The organism is Methylomonas koyamae (assembly GCF_001644025.1).
Classification (GTDB): Bacteria; Pseudomonadota; Gammaproteobacteria; order Methylococcales; family Methylomonadaceae; genus Methylomonas; species Methylomonas koyamae_A.
Map to the genome: position 1 here is coordinate 1 of NZ_LUUK01000234.1, position 15,628 is coordinate 15,628.

The window sequence follows — 15,628 nt, forward strand, 5'->3', positions numbered from 1 at the left end:
GGTCGTGAAAAACGGCTCGAACAAGCGCTCCCGGCGTGGTTCGGGCACACCCGGTCCATCGTCGACCACTTCGATGGACAAATCGCCCTCCTCTCCGGCCGTCGCGGTCAAAATGACACGCCGGGCTCCGGCCTCTACGGCGTTGGTCAGCAGATTCAGCAACGCGCCGAGCAATGCATCCTGGTTCCCGGTCAAACGTGCGATACCGGATCGGTCCTCGAGCGTAAAATCGCAAGTCAGCGCATCGGCACTATCCGCCAACAATAGCCACAAGGTTTGCAACTCGAAGTCCTGCATGGCCATTCGGCCTTGCTTGGCGAAAATCAGCATATCGTTAACCTGCCTTTCCAAATAGTGCAGGCGTTCCAGTATCTTGGCGGAGAATTGCAGGCGCTTTTCGCCGCTCAAGCCCGGCGTATTGATTTGCGAGGCGTACAGAATGGCGGTCGATAGCGGTGTGCGCACCTGATGGGCCAATCCGGCCACCATCTCACCCATCGCGCTCAATTGCTTTTGACGGGCCAATAAATTCTGCAGGGAACGCAATTCGGTAACGTCGGACAATAAAATCAGCTGCTCCGCGCCGTTACCCAAGGCGCTGTAGGTGATGTTGACGGTACGGCCGTCACGCAGTTGCCTCTCGTGCGGGGAATCGAACACCGGCTGAAGACTGCGACCAACGACTTGCCACCAACTCTCGCCCAATAAGGGCTCGCCGAGGAAATCGACCGCGTAGCCGTTGCAATCGATCACCACCCCTTCTCGGTTCAGCACGATCACCGCGGCAGGCAGCGCCGCCAGAATTTGTTGCAAACGGCTGGCCAGTCTTTCCTTTTCGATCAAGGTGTTCACGCGTTCGTCGCGCGCCGCCGCCAGTTCGCGGTTCAGGGCGGTCACTTGCTCTTCCAACCCTTGATAGGACTGGGCTAGATTTTCGGACAAGGCATTGAAGGCCCGAAACGCATCGGTCAAACGTTCGGCTTGCCATTGTTGGTGATAGCTGAAAGTCTCCATAATCTTGACGCCTAGTGGTTACGCCAGGCAAAAAGCAAAAACCGGACCATGAATAATTTACACATATTTTCAAACACTTAAACCATCACGCCAAGATTTTGGCGCCGCTCTCCCGCAGTCTGGCAAGTTCGATAGAACGGGTATCGATTCAATCGCGCGATACGGCTGGTGGCGGGACCTCTTTCAGGCTATGCTATCGGAGCTAACCAATCACCGTCATAACGCCATGCACAAGCATCCGCCCGAAATTCGCCCACCGTTACGCCGGATTCCCGCCGCGTTGTTGCTTGCTTCGACCTTGTCGCCGTTTCAAGCCGCTATTTCCGACGAAATTCGAGCCGGTCAATTTTACGAGCAAGCGATTCAGGCACAGCAGAATCAAAATTTACCGGAAGCGATCATTGACCTAAAAAATGCGCTGCAAGAAAACCCCAACTATGTCGCCGCGCATATTTTATTGGGCGAAATCTACCTCAAACAACAGTCGCTGTCGGAAGCCGAGGTGCAACTGACTCAGGCCAAGCAATTGGGCGCCGATCAAGCCCTGCTCATTAAGCCACTGGCGCAGTTGTACTTGTATCAGCTCAAATACGATCAATTGATTAAGGAAATCGATCCCAGCCGATTCAGCCGGGATCTGCAACCCACCCTTCACTTGTTTCGAGGCCACGCTTATGTGCAATTGGGAGAACTCAGCGCCGCCCTTAACGAATACGATATGGCCAGCCAAATCAATCCGGGACAAATCGACTCGCTGATTGGGCGCGCCAATACCTTATTACGTCGCGGCGATATCGACGGCGCGCGGACCGCCACGGACAAGGCACTGCAGATGAAGCCCGACGATCCCGGCGTACGCTTCGTTATAGGCTCGATCAAGCATTCTCAAGGAGACCTAAATGGGGCGTTGACGGAATACGACGCCACCTTGGCGGCCCAACCGGAACATCTTGACGCCCGCCTGGCCCGCATAGGGATACTGATGGATCAGCATCGTGACGATCAGGCCCTGCAAGATTTGGACTACGTCAAGGAACATTATTCGTTCGACCCAAGAGGCAACTATCTAAGATCGGTCATTCTGGCGCGCAACAATCGAATCGACGAGTCGGTCAAGGAACTCAATACCGCGGCGGATACGTTAGTCAATCTAAAGCCGGAACTAGTAACCGCCCACGCGCAGACCTTGATGTTGTCAGGCTTGGTAAACTTCGGCCTGCAGCGCTACGATATCGCGGTAAGCCATTTGCAGCTGTACGTCCGCCAATTTCCGGAACAAATCGGTGGCTATAAATTGCTGGCATCGGCACTGCTTGCGAAAAACGAACCTGAACAAGTGATTACCCTACTCAAACCGGTATTAGTCCGAAATCCTCGGGACTATCGCCTGATGTTTTTACTGGGAAGCGCCTATATGCGCACCGGCAGACACGATTTGGCCAGCACCATGTTGGAGAAGGCTTCGGCTTTAAGCGCGGATGGTGAGCAAATCCACACCGAAATCGGCTTAAACCTGCTGTCGATGGGGCAAGAGCAGATGGCCGCCGAAGAGTTGGAAGCGTCATTCAAAAACAACCCCGGCAATACTCAGGCCGGAACCCATTTAGTGTCGATTTATATCAGCCGGGGCGAATCCGCAAACGCGCTACGCGTTGCAAAGGCCATGGTTGAACAAGCGCCGAAAAATATTACACTGATCAACTTAATGGGCACCGCCCAAGTCAGCGCGAAACAATACAAACAGGCCAGACAAAGTTTTGAACGCGCGATCGAACTGGAACCTAATTTCGTAGCCGCTTATGTGAATTTGGGCCGATTGGATGCAGCCGAGAATAAACTCGATGCTGCAAAATCCAGACTGGAAAACCTGCTAAATAAACAAACCGATAATGTGACGCTGATGACGGAGTTGGCGCTGATCGAACTGGCCGCCGGGAATCCCGAACGCGCGGAGTCCTGGCTGGCCAAGGCCCGCAAAGTCGATCAAAAGTCCATACCGGTTCTACTGGCGCTGATCGAAGTCAAATTACACACCGGCAAAACCACGGAAGCCGTCAGTATCGCCGAAGCCGCCGAACTCATCGATAAAAACGACCATAAAGTGCTGGACGCGCTTGCGCGCTGCTACTTGGCGAACAATAGCCGAGATCGAGCGCTGGCAATTTACATCCGCATGGCGGATCAAGCCAGACTGAGCGCGAAACTGCTCTACAAAGTCGCCCGTCGTCAATTGGACGCCGAAGACCAATATGAAGCCATCAAAACGTTAAAGAAAGCGGTCCTGGCCGACCCTAAACATCTGCCATCGCAGATCGCGCTGGTGGAAACCGAGCTGAACTACGGAAAGCCGGTTTTTGCGCTTAGCCGCGCCGAAAATTTACGTCAGCAGTACCCAAACCGAAGTTTCGCCCGCACCTTGTTGGGCGATATCGCGATGCATGACAAAAATTACGCATTAGCCGTAACGCACTTTCAGGAAGGCTTCAATCTGGAGCCTAACTCGCAAGTATTGATGAAGTTGTTCGATGCGTTGAAGCAAACCGACCGGAACTCGGAAGCTTACGGTCTACTGAGCAACTGGTTAGAAAAACACCCCGAAGATAACGTACCGCTGGCTGCGTTGGCTGAAGAAAACATGCGTGCCGGCAGATTTGCCGCCGCCGAAAAACAGTACGATAAGCTCTTGAAAAAATTCCCGGACGAACCACAGTTTTTAAACAATCTCGCCTACGTATACTTCAATCTGGGCAATCCCAAAGCTCTGGTTTTAGCGGAAAACGCCGTCAAATTGGCGCCCGAGCATCCTTCGGCAAACGACACATTAGGATGGATTCTGGCCAATACCGGGAACCCGGAAAAAGGCCTTCGCTACCTACGCGACGCACACTCTCGCTTATCCGGCGACCCGGAAATTCGTTACCATATTGCTGCGGCGTTAGAAATGCTGCAGCGGAATGACGAAGCCAAGGCCGAGTTGCAAGAAGCCTTGAATAGTGGCCAATCATTTAACGGGATCGACAAAGCAAAGATTTTATTGGAAAAACTCAACCGCTAACTCTCATGTCGGCTTATTTTACACGCGCAGTTCCCCGCCCCTAACAAGCAATACCAAGCAATTGAAATTACATATAAAACAAATATACGCACATTTCTTGCTGTAAAAATATTGACGCTTCCCGCTTTAACCCTTCAGTACAGTGTTTCTATATCGGAAATTATAGAGAATACCGGGCGAGCACACCTGCTAAATACGGAGATCCCCAAATGACTAGAACATACTTAGTGCTGGCAGCCTTCATTCTTTCGCCACTTTCCGCGCACGCTACCGCCTGGAATTTGTTAAATACGGCGAATTGTTTAAATGGCTGTACGGCAAACTACCCAACTTACTCTCCGACCTCTGGCAACAGTCAGGCATTCTCATCATCCGCGGCGGGCGCGCCTAACCTAACGGTATCGGCATTTTCAACGTCGTCCACCTCAGCCACACCCGCATCAACTTTTGCCGCGGCAACCCTGGCTTTGTATTCCGGTTACGGCTTAGGGGCGACCGCCGCTAGTAACGACGGCACACTCGGCAGCCAGCCGGACCATGCGTTCGACAATGATGGCAGCGCGTCGTCATATACCGACTACGCGCCTGACGGAAACGTCGACGCGGCGTTGCTGTATTTTGGCTCCAACGGTGTCGATATCGACAGCCTGAGTGTTGGCTACATCAATGGAGATGCCGACATTTCAGTGCTGGCCTACACTGGTTCTCTAGTAGGTGGCGCCTTGCCTGCGGCGGCCGCAATCGCCAACCATACCTTTGCTCAGTTACTCAGCGCCGGTTGGTCTTTCATCGGTAATTACAATATGGGTTCGACCAACACCGCTAAAGCGATCAATTCCGATAATGTGTCCTCCAGTTACTGGCTGATCAGCGCTTATACGACCAGCGCGGGAACCGGTAAAGGCGATTCGACTTCATTATTAAGCTTCGGCAACGACTACTTTAAATTGTCCGCCGTTTCAGGCATCGTCAGCACCACTACGGGCAGCGTGCCGGAACCCGCCAGCGCCCTATTGATTGCGCTGGGCTTGCTGGGTTTTAGAGCCAGGATGAGAGACACTCGCGGAAATTTGCTAATAGCCTAAGCCCGTCCATCGCTATTCGGCACCGAAACAAAAAGGCCCGCCCCAGTAACCGCTGGGACGGGCCTTTTTGTTTGTCATGGCATACAGACTACGGATAAAGCGGCACCAACTCCAATCCGATAAACTCATCCAAACCCATCGTCAAATTCATCGCTTGCACCGCCTGACCGGAGGCGCCCTTAACCAGGTTATCGATGACCGACAGAATCACGACGACATCGCCACCCTGTGGCTGATGAACCGCGATCTGGCAGCGATTACTGCCTCTGACGTTACGCGTATCGGCATGACTGCCGGCCGGCAGCACATCGACAAATTTTTCATCTTGATACCGAGTTTCGTACAGGCTCTGCAAATCGACCGACTTGGTCAATCTGGCGTACAAGGTCGCGTGTATGCCGCGAATCATCGGCGTCAGATGCGGTACGAAGGTCAGGCCGACCCCTTCGGTCGTGGCGCGCCGCAAGCCTTGACGAATCTCCGGCAAATGCCGATGACCCGCCACGCCGTAAGCTTTGAAGCTCTCGCCGGCCTCGCTCATCAGCGAGGACAGCTCGGCCTTGCGACCGGCACCGCTAACGCCGGATTTACAGTCGGCGATCAGATTACCGACATCAACCAGCCCATGCTCCAGCAACGGCAAAAATCCCAGCTGCACGGCCGTCGGATAACAACCCGGACAGGCAATTAATCTGGCGGCGCGTATCGCCGCGCGATTCACTTCCGGCAGCGCGTAAACCGCTTCGCCGATCAGCTCCGGACAGGCGTGCTCGACGCCGTACCAATGCTCCCATTCCGCACTATCCTGCAGTCGAAAGTCGGCGGATAAATCGATCACTTTGATGCCCAGTGCGAGCAAAGCCTCTGCCATGGTCATCGCGATTCCGTTTGGCGTCGCGAAAAACACTACATCGCAGTCGCGAAGGTTTTCTATTTCCGGTCGCGTGAAGACCACATCGCAATAGCCGCGCAGACTAGGATAGACTTTGTCGACCCGCGTGCCCGCATCGGCCCGCGATGTCACCGCCGCGACCTCGACCTCGGGATGCAATGTCAGGATTCTTAACAATTCGACCCCTGTATATCCGGTGCCGCCTACGATGCCCGCTTTTATCATGTTGATCTCGCTGAAAATCCGCTAATACTCGAAATGGCCGCATATAATACGACACTCTTCCCCAACCGCAGACGCCGATGCGCGCGATCACCATTCTTCCCGGCGAAGCTCGTCAACTCGCTTTAACCGAATTGCCGACGCCCAAGCCAGACAACGGCCAAGTCCTGATCAAGGTCTCCGCCGCCGGCGTCAATCGCCCGGATCTCGCGCAGCGCGCCGGCTTATACCCCCCACCGGAAGGCGCATCCCCCATTTTAGGCCTGGAAGTCGCCGGCACGGTGATTGAAACCGGCTCGGACGTCGTCTCTCCCAAACCGGGGGACAGCGTTTGCGCCTTGTTGACCGGCGGCGGCTACGCTGAATACGCAATAGCCAGTGCGATCTGTTGTCTACCGATACCGGCCGGCTTTGACTATGTGCAGGCCGCCGCGATTCCCGAAACCTTTTTCACGGTCTGGAGCAATCTATTCGACCGAGCCAAGTTATGCTCCGGCGAATGTTTATTGGTCCACGGCGGTAGCAGCGGCATCGGCACGACAGCTATCCAACTCGCCGGTGCGCTTGGTGCCAGAGTGATCGTCACCGCCGGCAGCCGAGAGAAATGCGATTTTTGCATGACACTCGGCGCCGAAGCGGCAATCAATTATCGTGACCACGACTTTGTCGAGACCTGCAAGCAATTGACCGTGGGGCGGGGCGTGGACGTGGTACTGGACATCGTCGGCGGCGACTATTTTCCGCGTAATCTGAAAGCGCTGGCGCCTGACGGCCGCCTGTTGCAGATCGCGATTCAAACCGGCGCCAAGGCCGAGATCAACTTGGCGGCGGTCTTAATGAAGCGGCTGACTATCGCCGGCTCTACCTTACGCGCAAGGGACGATGAATTCAAAGCCGCGATTGCCCAACAATTGCTGAGCCAAGTCTGGCCCTTGCTTGAATCGGGCCGAATCAAACCCGTCATCGACTCACTCTATCCTCTGGCAAACGCCGCGGAAGGCCACGCCAGAATGGAAAGCTCTCAACATATCGGAAAAATTATCCTGGAGGTATAACGATGTCTTACACTACGCTAGTCTCGGCCGGCACCCTAAGCACCCACCTAGACGACCCGAATTGGCTGATCGTCGACTGCCGCTTCTCGCTGGCCGAGCCGGAAGCTGGACATCGGGCTTATCGCCAGCATCATATCCCAGGCGCCCGCTATGCGGATCTCAATCAAGACCTCTCCGCGCCCATCCGAGATTATACGGGCCGCCATCCATTACCGGACTTTCGGGCACTGACCGCAAAGCTGATTGCCTGGGGAGTCAGTGCCCGCCATCAAGTCGTGGTTTATGACGACGCTTCCGGCGCCTTTGCCGGACGGTTGTGGTGGCTGTTGCGCGCAATGGGACACGACCGGGTTGCGGTGCTGGATGGCGATTACCGAAACTGGCGGCGCCAGGGCAAACCGGTAACGACGATATTGCCGAAACCAATTTCCGGCACGTTTCGTTGCTATCTTGACGATAGCCGTTGGCTGAACGCGAACAAGGTTCGGGACGGTCTGGCCAAACATGAAATCGTTTTAATCGACGCTAGAACCCCTGAGCGCTTCGCGGGCCGGCAGGAACCGATCGACCCGGTCGCTGGCCATGTACCGGGCGCGCGGAATCGGCCGTTTCAGGCCAATCTGGATAGCAAAGGCTTTTTTTTACCGGCCAATTATCTGAAAGCGCAATTCCAGGATATTCTCGGTCCGATCGAGCCCCGACAAGTCGTCCATATGTGCGGCTCCGGCGTGACCGCTTGCCACAACCTGTTGGCAATGGAAATCGCCGGACTAGGCGGTTCTCGGCTGTATGCCGGCTCGTGGAGCGAATGGATCCGGGACCGCAATCGCCCGCTAGCGAAGGGTTGACATGGAGGCGTTTCAACGTGCCTTCGGCAAGGCCTCCGGATAGCCCAATTGTCGCCAGGCCTCATACAAAGCCACGGCGACAGTATTCGATAAATTCAGGCTACGGCTCTCTGCCCGCATCGGCAAGTAGAGCTTTTGCTCGGGCGGCAAACTCTCCAGGAATTCCTGAGGCAATCCGCGCGTTTCCGGCCCGAACAACAGGGCATCGCCGGCTTGATAGCGCACTTGGCTAAACACATTGGTGCCCTTGGTCGTAAACGCGAACAAACGTTTGGGCTTTCCGCGCTCCAAGTAGTCTGCCAACGAGCCGTGCTGACGAATATTGACCCACTCGTGATAATCCAAACCGGCTCTGCGCAAGCGCTTGTCGTCCAGCTCAAAACCCAGCGGCCGGATCAGGTGCAGATGCGCACCGGTATTGGCGCATAGCCGGATAATATTACCGGTGTTCGCGGGAATCTCCGGTTCGAACAGCACGATATCCAGCATCGCCCGCCCGGCTATCCCTCGACTTGGATCGGCGTCAAGTGCCAAATGTCGTGATTATATTCGCTGATGGTCCGGTCGGTCGAAAACTTGCCGCTGGCGGCGGTGTTGATAATGCTCATCCGCGTCCAATGCTCTTGATCCCGGTACGCGGCGTCGACGCGTTTCTGCGCTTCCAGGTAGCTGCGGAAATCGGCAAGGGTCATCCAGGGGTCGTTGGGACTTTTAATCGACGCGATAATGTCGTCGAACATACCCGGCTCGAAGCGATTGAAATGGCCGCATTCCAATAAATACATGACCCGCTGCAGATCGTTATCGTCACGGATGTACGCCTCCGGGTCGTAATGACCCCGCAACGCTTCCACCTCGGCTTCGGTCAAGCCGAACAGAAAAAAGTTCTCCTCGCCGACTTCCTCGCGGATTTCGATGTTCGCGCCGTCCAACGTGCCTATCGTCAACGCGCCGTTCATCATGAATTTCATATTGCCGGTACCGGATGCTTCTTTGCCGGCCGTCGAAATTTGCTCGGACAAGTCCGCGCCGGGACAAATCTTTTCCATCGCCGAGACGCAATAGTTGGGCAAAAACACCAGTTTCAACTTGTCGCCGACATCCGGATCGTTGTTGATCACATGCGAGACATTGTTGATGAACTTGATGATTTTCTTCGCCATCGCATAGCCCGGCGCCGCCTTGCCGCCGATCAACACGCAACGCGGCACCCAGTTGTCGGTGTCGCCGCGCTTGATCCGGTCGTAGAGATGAATCACATGCAGCACGTTCAGGACTTGCCGCTTGTACTCGTGGATCCGCTTGACCTGCACGTCGAACAAGGCATCGACGTTGATATCGATGTCGTACTCGAATTTCTTGAAATCCACCAAACGTTGCTTGCTCGCCCGATTCAATTCGTACCATTTTTTACGAAATGCCGCATCGTCGGCATAGGGTTTGAGCTCGGCCAATTGCGACAAATCGGTGATCCAGGCATCGCCGATGGTTTCGGTGATGAATTCCGCCAATTCGGGATTGCAACCGGCCAGCCAACGCCTCGGTGTGACGCCGTTGGTTTTGTTGTTGAATTTGCCTGGCCACAGTTCGTAGAAATCCCGGAACAAGCCTTCCTTCAGCAATTTGGAATGCAATTCGGCCACACCGTTGACTGAAAAACTCCCGACGATCGCCAAATAGGCCATGCGCACCATTTTCGTCGGGCCTTCTTCGATGATGGACATTCTCGCCATGCGCTCGCCGTCGCCCGGCCAACGCGCCGACACTTCGGCCAGGAAATGCGCGTTGATCTCGTAGATGATCTCCAACAACCTCGGCAACAAACTTTGCATCAGATTGACCGACCATTTTTCCAAGGCTTCCGGCAACAGCGTGTGATTGGTGTAGGCCATCGTGTTGCGGGTGATATTCCAGGCATCGCGCCAGGACAACCCATGGATATCCATCAGCAGACGCATCAATTCGGCAACCGCGATACTGGGATGGGTATCGTTTAGTTGAAAACAATTCTTTTCGGAAAACTTCGAGAAATTGTTGCCGTGCCGCCCGACCCAGTTTGCGATCACGTCCTGCAAACTGGCGGATGCCAGCAGGTATTGTTGTTGCAGGCGTAGCGCCTTGCCGTTTTCGTTGGCATCGTTGGGGTACAACACCATCGTGATGTTCTCGGCGGTGACCTTCTGAGCGACCGCCTCGGCATAGTCGCCGGCGTTGAATTCCTGCAGATTAAACTCTTCGGTGGCGATTGCCTTCCAAAGCCGCAAAGTATTGACGGTACCGTTCTTGTAGCCAGGTACCGGCGTGTCGTAAGGCATGGCCAGAATATCGTGCGTTTCTATCCAACTGGTACGCCGATTGCCGTGTTCGTCAATGTGACTTTGAGTCCGGCCGCCGAATTTGATCCGATGCATGTATTCCGGACGTTCGATCTCCCAAACGTTGCCCATCCGCAGCCAGTGGTCCGGCCGCTCGACCTGCTCGCCATTGACGATCTGTTGGGTAAACATCCCGTATTCGTAACGCAGCCCGTAACCGGTGACCGGCAACTGTAAAGTCGCGCAACTGTCGATGAAACAGGCCGCCAGCCGACCCAAGCCCCCGTTACCCAAACCGGCGTCCGGCTCGCTCTCCACCAGTTCCTCGGCTTCCAAACCGAGATCGTATAGCGCTTGAGTAACCACGTCGTCCACGCCCAAATTCAGCATCGCGTTGCTCAGGGACCGGCCGATCAGAAACTCCATCGACAGATAAAAGGCCTTCTTGCAATCCGAATCGCGGTAGACGTTGTAAGTTTTTTTCCAGCGCTCGACCAACCTGTCGCTGATGGTCAACGACAAAGCCTCGTAGGCATAGTGCGGCGAACGGCAATTTTCGTCTCGCCCCAACCGATGGCTGTAATAGTGTTTGAAATCGGAGATGAAATGCTTCTTTTCCATCCCCAACTTGGGCAGCTTGGTGATGTCGGAAGCGGGATTGCTCTTATGAAAAACTCTATGCGGCATCGTGATTACCCTGTAAAACAATGAATCTCTGGAAGCCATAGCGCAAACATGGATGACGATACACTCCCGGCAAGCCGGGCAAACAATCCGATCCGCTCAAAACCGGACGACTTGAGTCGGGCGACTGGCGGAGCCGCCCGTCAACCCGATCAGCTCAGCTTACCGTGACACTGCTTGTACTTTTTACCCGAACCGCAAGGGCACGGATCGTTACGACCGACCTTACGATCACCGCGTACAAACGGTACCCCATTCTCGTCGGCCGGCTCGGCCGTTTCGTCGCCGGATTCGAAAAGCGACGAAGCCTCGGCATGTTCGTAATGCATTTCCTGCGGCGCTTGGCGTTGTTGATCGATCGCTTCGACATCTTCCTCGCGACTGACCTGCACCTTGCAGAGTATAGTCACGACTTCCTGTTTGATGTGATTCAACAAGCTGGTAAACATTTGGAAGGACTCGCGCTTGTACTCCTGCTTGGGGTCCTTTTGCGCGTAACCGCGGAAATGTATGCCTTGGCGCAGTTGGTCCATCGCCGCCAAATGCTCCTTCCAACTGTTGTCGAGGACTTGCAGCATCACCGATTTTTCGAAGTGACGCATCACGGAAGCGCCGATACTGTCTTCCTTGGCCTTGGCTTCCTGCTCGGCTTTCTCGACGACCAAATGCCGCAGCTTGGCTTCGTTCAAGGTTTTGTCCCGCGCCATCATCTCGACCAACGGCATGCTCAGGTTAAAATCCTGCGATAAATGCTGTTCCAGACCGCGAATATCCCATTGTTCTTCCATCGTTTTCGGCGGCACGAACTGGGTCACCGCGTCGTTGAGCACATCCGCGCGTATCGCCGCCACGATGTCGCTGATATCCTCGGCGGCCATCAACTCGTTGCGCTGCGAATAGATCACTTTGCGTTGATCGTTGGCGACATCGTCGTAGGCCAAAATTTCCTTACGAATATCGAAGTTGCGGTTTTCCACCTTGCGCTGGGCGCTCTCGATCGACCGAGTCACCCAGGGATGCTCGATCGCTTCGCCTTCCTGCATGCCCAACTTCTGCATCAGGCCGGCTACCCGCTCAGATGCGAAAATCCGCATCAAATCGTCTTCCAACGACAAATAAAACCGGGTTGAACCCGGATCGCCCTGCCGACCGGAACGACCGCGCAACTGGTTATCGATCCGCCGCGACTCGTGGCGTTCGGAACCGATCACGTGTAAACCGCCGGACGCCAACACTTTTTCATGGCGATCCAACCACGCACCTCGCACCTGTTCCTTGGCATCGTCGCTGGCGTCTTCGCCCAAGGTCGCCAGCTCGGCGTTCAAATTACCGCCCAACACGATGTCGGTACCGCGACCGGCCATGTTGGTGGCAATCGTCACCGCGCCCGGCATACCCGCCAACTCGATGATATGGGCCTCGCGCTCATGCTGTTTGGCATTCAAGACTTCGTGCTGGATGCCTTGTTGCTTCAGCATCGCCGAAATCCGCTCGGAGTTTTCGATCGACGTGGTGCCGACCAGCACCGGCTGACCGCGTTTGACGCAATCCTTAATGTCTTCGATGACCGCGTTGTATTTTTCCCGCGCCGACAAGTACACCAAATCGCCCATGTCTTTACGGATCATCGGTCTATGGGTCGGGATAACGACAACTTCCAAGCCGTAAATTTTGTTCAGCTCGAACGCTTCGGTATCCGCGGTACCGGTCATCCCGGACAGCTTGTTGTACAGGCGGAAATAGTTTTGGAAGGTAATCGAGGCCAATGTCTGGTTCTCGTTTTGAATGGTAACGCGTTCCTTGGCTTCGACCGCTTGATGCAAGCCGTCCGACCAGCGCCGGCCGGTCATCATGCGCCCGGTGAATTCGTCGACAATGATGACTTGATCGTTTTTAACGACGTAATCGACATCGCGCTGAAACAAAATATGCGCCCGCAACGAGGCATTCAGGTAGTGCATCAAACGAATGTTGGCCGCGTCGTATAGCGAGGAACCGGCCTCGATCAAGCCATGCTCGACCAACAAACGCTCGACTTTTTCGTAGCCGGCTTCAGTCAGGTGTATCTGCCGCGATTTCTCGTCCACCGCATAATCGCCCGGCATTTTGTCTTGCAATTCCGGATCTTCGGATTTTTCCTGTTTGGTCAGCAGTGGGATGATCGCGTTGGTCTTCAAATAGACGTCGGTATTGCCCTCGGCCTGCCCGGAGATGATCAGCGGCGTTCTGGCTTCGTCGATCAGGATCGAATCGACCTCGTCGACGATCGCGAAATTCAGGTCGCGCTGAACTTTTTGCTCCAGACTGAACGACATGTTGTCGCGCAAGTAGTCGAAGCCGAATTCGTTATTGGTACCGTAGGTAATATCGGCGGCGTATGCGGCTTGGCGTTGTTCGTGGTTTAAGTCGCTAACGATCACGCCGGTGCTCAAACCCAGAAAACCGTAAAGCTTACCCATCCATTCGGCGTCGCGGCGCGCCAGATAGTCGTTGACGGTCACGACGTGAACGCCGCGGCCGGGCAAGGCGTTAAGATAGGCCGCGAGCGTGGCCATCAGGGTTTTACCTTCACCGGTTTTCATCTCGGCGATCTTGCCGGAATTCAACACCATACCGCCGATCAACTGCACGTCGAAATGGCGCATGCCGAACACCCGGGAGGACGCTTCGCGCACCGTGGCGAAGGCTTCCGGCAATAGTTGGTCCAGTTTTTCGCCCCGTGCCAGGCGATCGCGGAATTCCTGAGTCTTAGCGGTTAACGCGGCATCGGACAGTGTTTCGTATTCGGCGGCCAACGCATTAATCTTCTTGACTATTCTGCGCTTTTTCTTGATCAGCCTGTCGTTCCGGCTGCCAACTACCATTTTAACCAGCTTCCCCAGCATGATAATTCCAGTATTAGAGTGAACCAAAGTTTGCGATTATAACGTTATGGGGGGGCGCTGACTAGAAAACAAGCCCATGCCACCGACGCCAAAACCGCTGGAACATGGACAAGCCAGGCAATGCAGGTATAATTTCTCTCCTTCACTTTCCCACCTCGCCACCCATTTTCCGGCACGCCTCCTCCGTATGAAAATTGTGATACTCGGCGCCGGCGTCACCGGCTCATCGGTAGCCGGCGCTCTCGCCAGCGAAGAAAACGACATCGTGGTCATCGATCAAAAATCGCACTTGCTGACGGCCCTTAAAGCGCGCCTGGACATCGCCACTGTCGAAGGCAACGCCACGCATCCCAGCGTTCTGGAGCAATCCGGGATTCGCGATGCCGACATGGTCATCGCGGTGACCGACCGAGACGAAACCAATATGCTGGCCTGCCAGGTAATCAATACGCTGTACAGCAAGCCGAAAACCATCGCCAGGGTAAGGGCCATCGATTTTCTGACCCACCCCGAACTGTTCCAACCTAACGGTATTCCTATCGATATCGTCATCAGTCCGGAACAAGTAGTCACCGAAGCCATTCGCAACCTGATCAAATTTCCGGGCGCGCTGCACGTCTCCGAATTCGCCGACGGTTTGGTGCGGTTGTTTTCGATCAAGGTAGTCGCCACCGGCTTTTTGACCGGCAAGCGCATCCAGGCGGTCAAGGAAAAACTGGCCGACGGTATGATCCGCGTTGCCGCGATCTTTCGTGACGGCAAGGCGATTCCGGTCAACGGCGAAGCGGTCATCGCCACCGGCGACGAGGTGTTTTTCGTCTGCCCGCGCGACAAGGTCCGTAAGACACTGATCGATTTACACAAACTGGAATCGCCGATCAAATCCATCATGCTGGCCGGCGGCGGCCACATCGGCAAACGTCTGGCGTTAGCGCTGGAAAACAACTATCACGTCAAGGTGATCGAACACAACATCGAGCGCGCCAAGGACATCGCCAACGATTTGCGCAACACAATGATTTTGCACGGCGACTGCACCGACGAATCGCTGCTGCTGGAAGAAATGATCGAGGATACCGATCTGTTCTGCGCCATCACCAATAACGACGGCATCAACCTGATTTCGGCGGGGCTGGCGAAAAAGCTCGGCGCCAAGAAAGCCATCTGCTTGGTCAACAATAACTCCTACCTGAAATTGCTGGACGGCAGCGACATCGATTTGGCGATACAACCCAAGCTGGAAACCCTAGGCGGCATCTTGAAACACGTTCGCAAAGGCGACGTGGTCGGCGTCAGCTCGGTTTGCGGCGGCAGCGCCGAGGCCATCGAAGCGATCGCCCATCGCAGTAAAAACGCCTCTTCGGTGGTCGGTCTACGGGTCGATCAGGTCAATCTGCCCGACGGCGTGATTCTGGGCGCGCTAATTCGCGAGAAGGAAGTGATTCCGGTACATCACGACACCGTGTTCGCGGAAGGAGATCATGTGGTGATGTTTGCGTTGAACAAGAAGCACGTCAAGGATATCGAGGAATATTTCCAACCGATCTGAGCGCCCCCGCGCCACCCGTCGAAG

General features: G+C 55.1%; 10 protein-coding genes. 5 read left to right on the top strand and 5 right to left on the bottom strand.

Translation table 11 applies throughout. The annotated features are described in order from the left end of the window. The coding region (locus A1355_RS24020) for a sensor histidine kinase (RefSeq protein WP_064031812.1) at positions 1-1,014 on the bottom strand (1,014 nt) is incomplete at its 3' end. A 226-nt stretch (positions 1,015-1,240) separates the two neighbouring features. Here A1355_RS24020 and prsT point away from each other — a divergent pair. Further along, complete coding sequence (gene prsT / locus A1355_RS24025) at positions 1,241-4,069, top strand: XrtA/PEP-CTERM system TPR-repeat protein PrsT (protein ID WP_157198019.1); 2,829 nt, start codon at positions 1,241-1,243, stop codon at positions 4,067-4,069. A 227-nt stretch (positions 4,070-4,296) separates the two neighbouring features. Then, positions 4,297-5,154: an exosortase-dependent surface protein XDP1 gene (gene xdp1, locus A1355_RS24030; RefSeq protein ID WP_197471901.1), complete on the top strand. Its 858-nt coding sequence runs from the start codon at positions 4,297-4,299 to the stop codon at positions 5,152-5,154. A gap of 88 nt (positions 5,155-5,242) precedes the next feature. On the opposite strand, the gene argC is transcribed toward xdp1, so the two are convergent. Next, complete coding sequence (gene argC / locus A1355_RS24035) at positions 5,243-6,271, bottom strand: N-acetyl-gamma-glutamyl-phosphate reductase (RefSeq protein WP_064031814.1); 1,029 nt, start codon at positions 6,269-6,271, stop codon at positions 5,243-5,245. 77 nt (positions 6,272-6,348) lie between these two features. On the opposite strand from argC, the gene A1355_RS24040 reads away from it, so the two are divergent. Continuing rightward, the gene (locus tag A1355_RS24040) at positions 6,349-7,323 is read left to right on the top strand and encodes an NAD(P)H-quinone oxidoreductase (protein WP_064031815.1); all 975 of its coding nucleotides are present in this window, start codon (positions 6,349-6,351) and stop codon (positions 7,321-7,323) included. A 2-nt stretch (positions 7,324-7,325) separates the two neighbouring features. After that, positions 7,326-8,171 (top strand): sulfurtransferase, encoded by an 846-nt coding sequence (locus A1355_RS24045; RefSeq protein ID WP_064031816.1) that lies wholly within the window; start codon positions 7,326-7,328, stop codon positions 8,169-8,171. 12 nt (positions 8,172-8,183) lie between these two features. Here A1355_RS24045 and trmL read toward each other — a convergent pair whose 3' ends face one another. From trmL to secA, 3 genes are all read right to left on the bottom strand, one after another. Then, on the bottom strand, positions 8,184-8,660 hold the full coding sequence (trmL, locus tag A1355_RS24050; RefSeq protein ID WP_064031817.1) for a tRNA (uridine(34)/cytosine(34)/5-carboxymethylaminomethyluridine(34)-2'-O)-methyltransferase TrmL: 477 nt from the start codon (positions 8,658-8,660) through the stop codon (positions 8,184-8,186). Positions 8,661-8,671: 11 nt separating this feature from the next. Continuing rightward, the gene (locus tag A1355_RS24055; protein ID WP_064031818.1) at positions 8,672-11,173 is read right to left on the bottom strand and encodes a glycogen/starch/alpha-glucan phosphorylase; all 2,502 of its coding nucleotides are present in this window, start codon (positions 11,171-11,173) and stop codon (positions 8,672-8,674) included. Between the two features lie 149 nt (positions 11,174-11,322). Next, positions 11,323-14,055: a preprotein translocase subunit SecA gene (gene secA / locus A1355_RS24060; RefSeq protein WP_064031819.1), complete on the bottom strand. Its 2,733-nt coding sequence runs from the start codon at positions 14,053-14,055 to the stop codon at positions 11,323-11,325. A gap of 187 nt (positions 14,056-14,242) precedes the next feature. Between secA and trkA the strand changes: the two genes are divergently transcribed. Beyond that, positions 14,243-15,604: a Trk system potassium transporter TrkA gene (gene trkA, locus A1355_RS24065; protein WP_064031820.1), complete on the top strand. Its 1,362-nt coding sequence runs from the start codon at positions 14,243-14,245 to the stop codon at positions 15,602-15,604. Positions 15,605-15,628: the final 24 nt, after the last annotated feature.

Bases quoted from the DNA above. Each gene is read 5' to 3' on its own strand.
- prsT (WP_157198019.1), top strand. From the start codon at position 1,241: ATGCACAAGCATCCGCCCGAAATTCGCCCACCGTTACGCCGGATTCCC.
- argC (WP_064031814.1), bottom strand. From the start codon at position 6,271: ATGATAAAAGCGGGCATCGTAGGCGGCACCGGATATACAGGGGTCGAA.
- A1355_RS24040 (WP_064031815.1), top strand. From the start codon at position 6,349: ATGCGCGCGATCACCATTCTTCCCGGCGAAGCTCGTCAACTCGCTTTA.
- A1355_RS24045 (WP_064031816.1), top strand. From the start codon at position 7,326: ATGTCTTACACTACGCTAGTCTCGGCCGGCACCCTAAGCACCCACCTA.
- trmL (WP_064031817.1), bottom strand. From the start codon at position 8,660: ATGCTGGATATCGTGCTGTTCGAACCGGAGATTCCCGCGAACACCGGT.
- A1355_RS24055 (WP_064031818.1), bottom strand. From the start codon at position 11,173: ATGCCGCATAGAGTTTTTCATAAGAGCAATCCCGCTTCCGACATCACC.
- secA (WP_064031819.1), bottom strand. From the start codon at position 14,055: ATGCTGGGGAAGCTGGTTAAAATGGTAGTTGGCAGCCGGAACGACAGG.
- trkA (WP_064031820.1), top strand. From the start codon at position 14,243: ATGAAAATTGTGATACTCGGCGCCGGCGTCACCGGCTCATCGGTAGCC.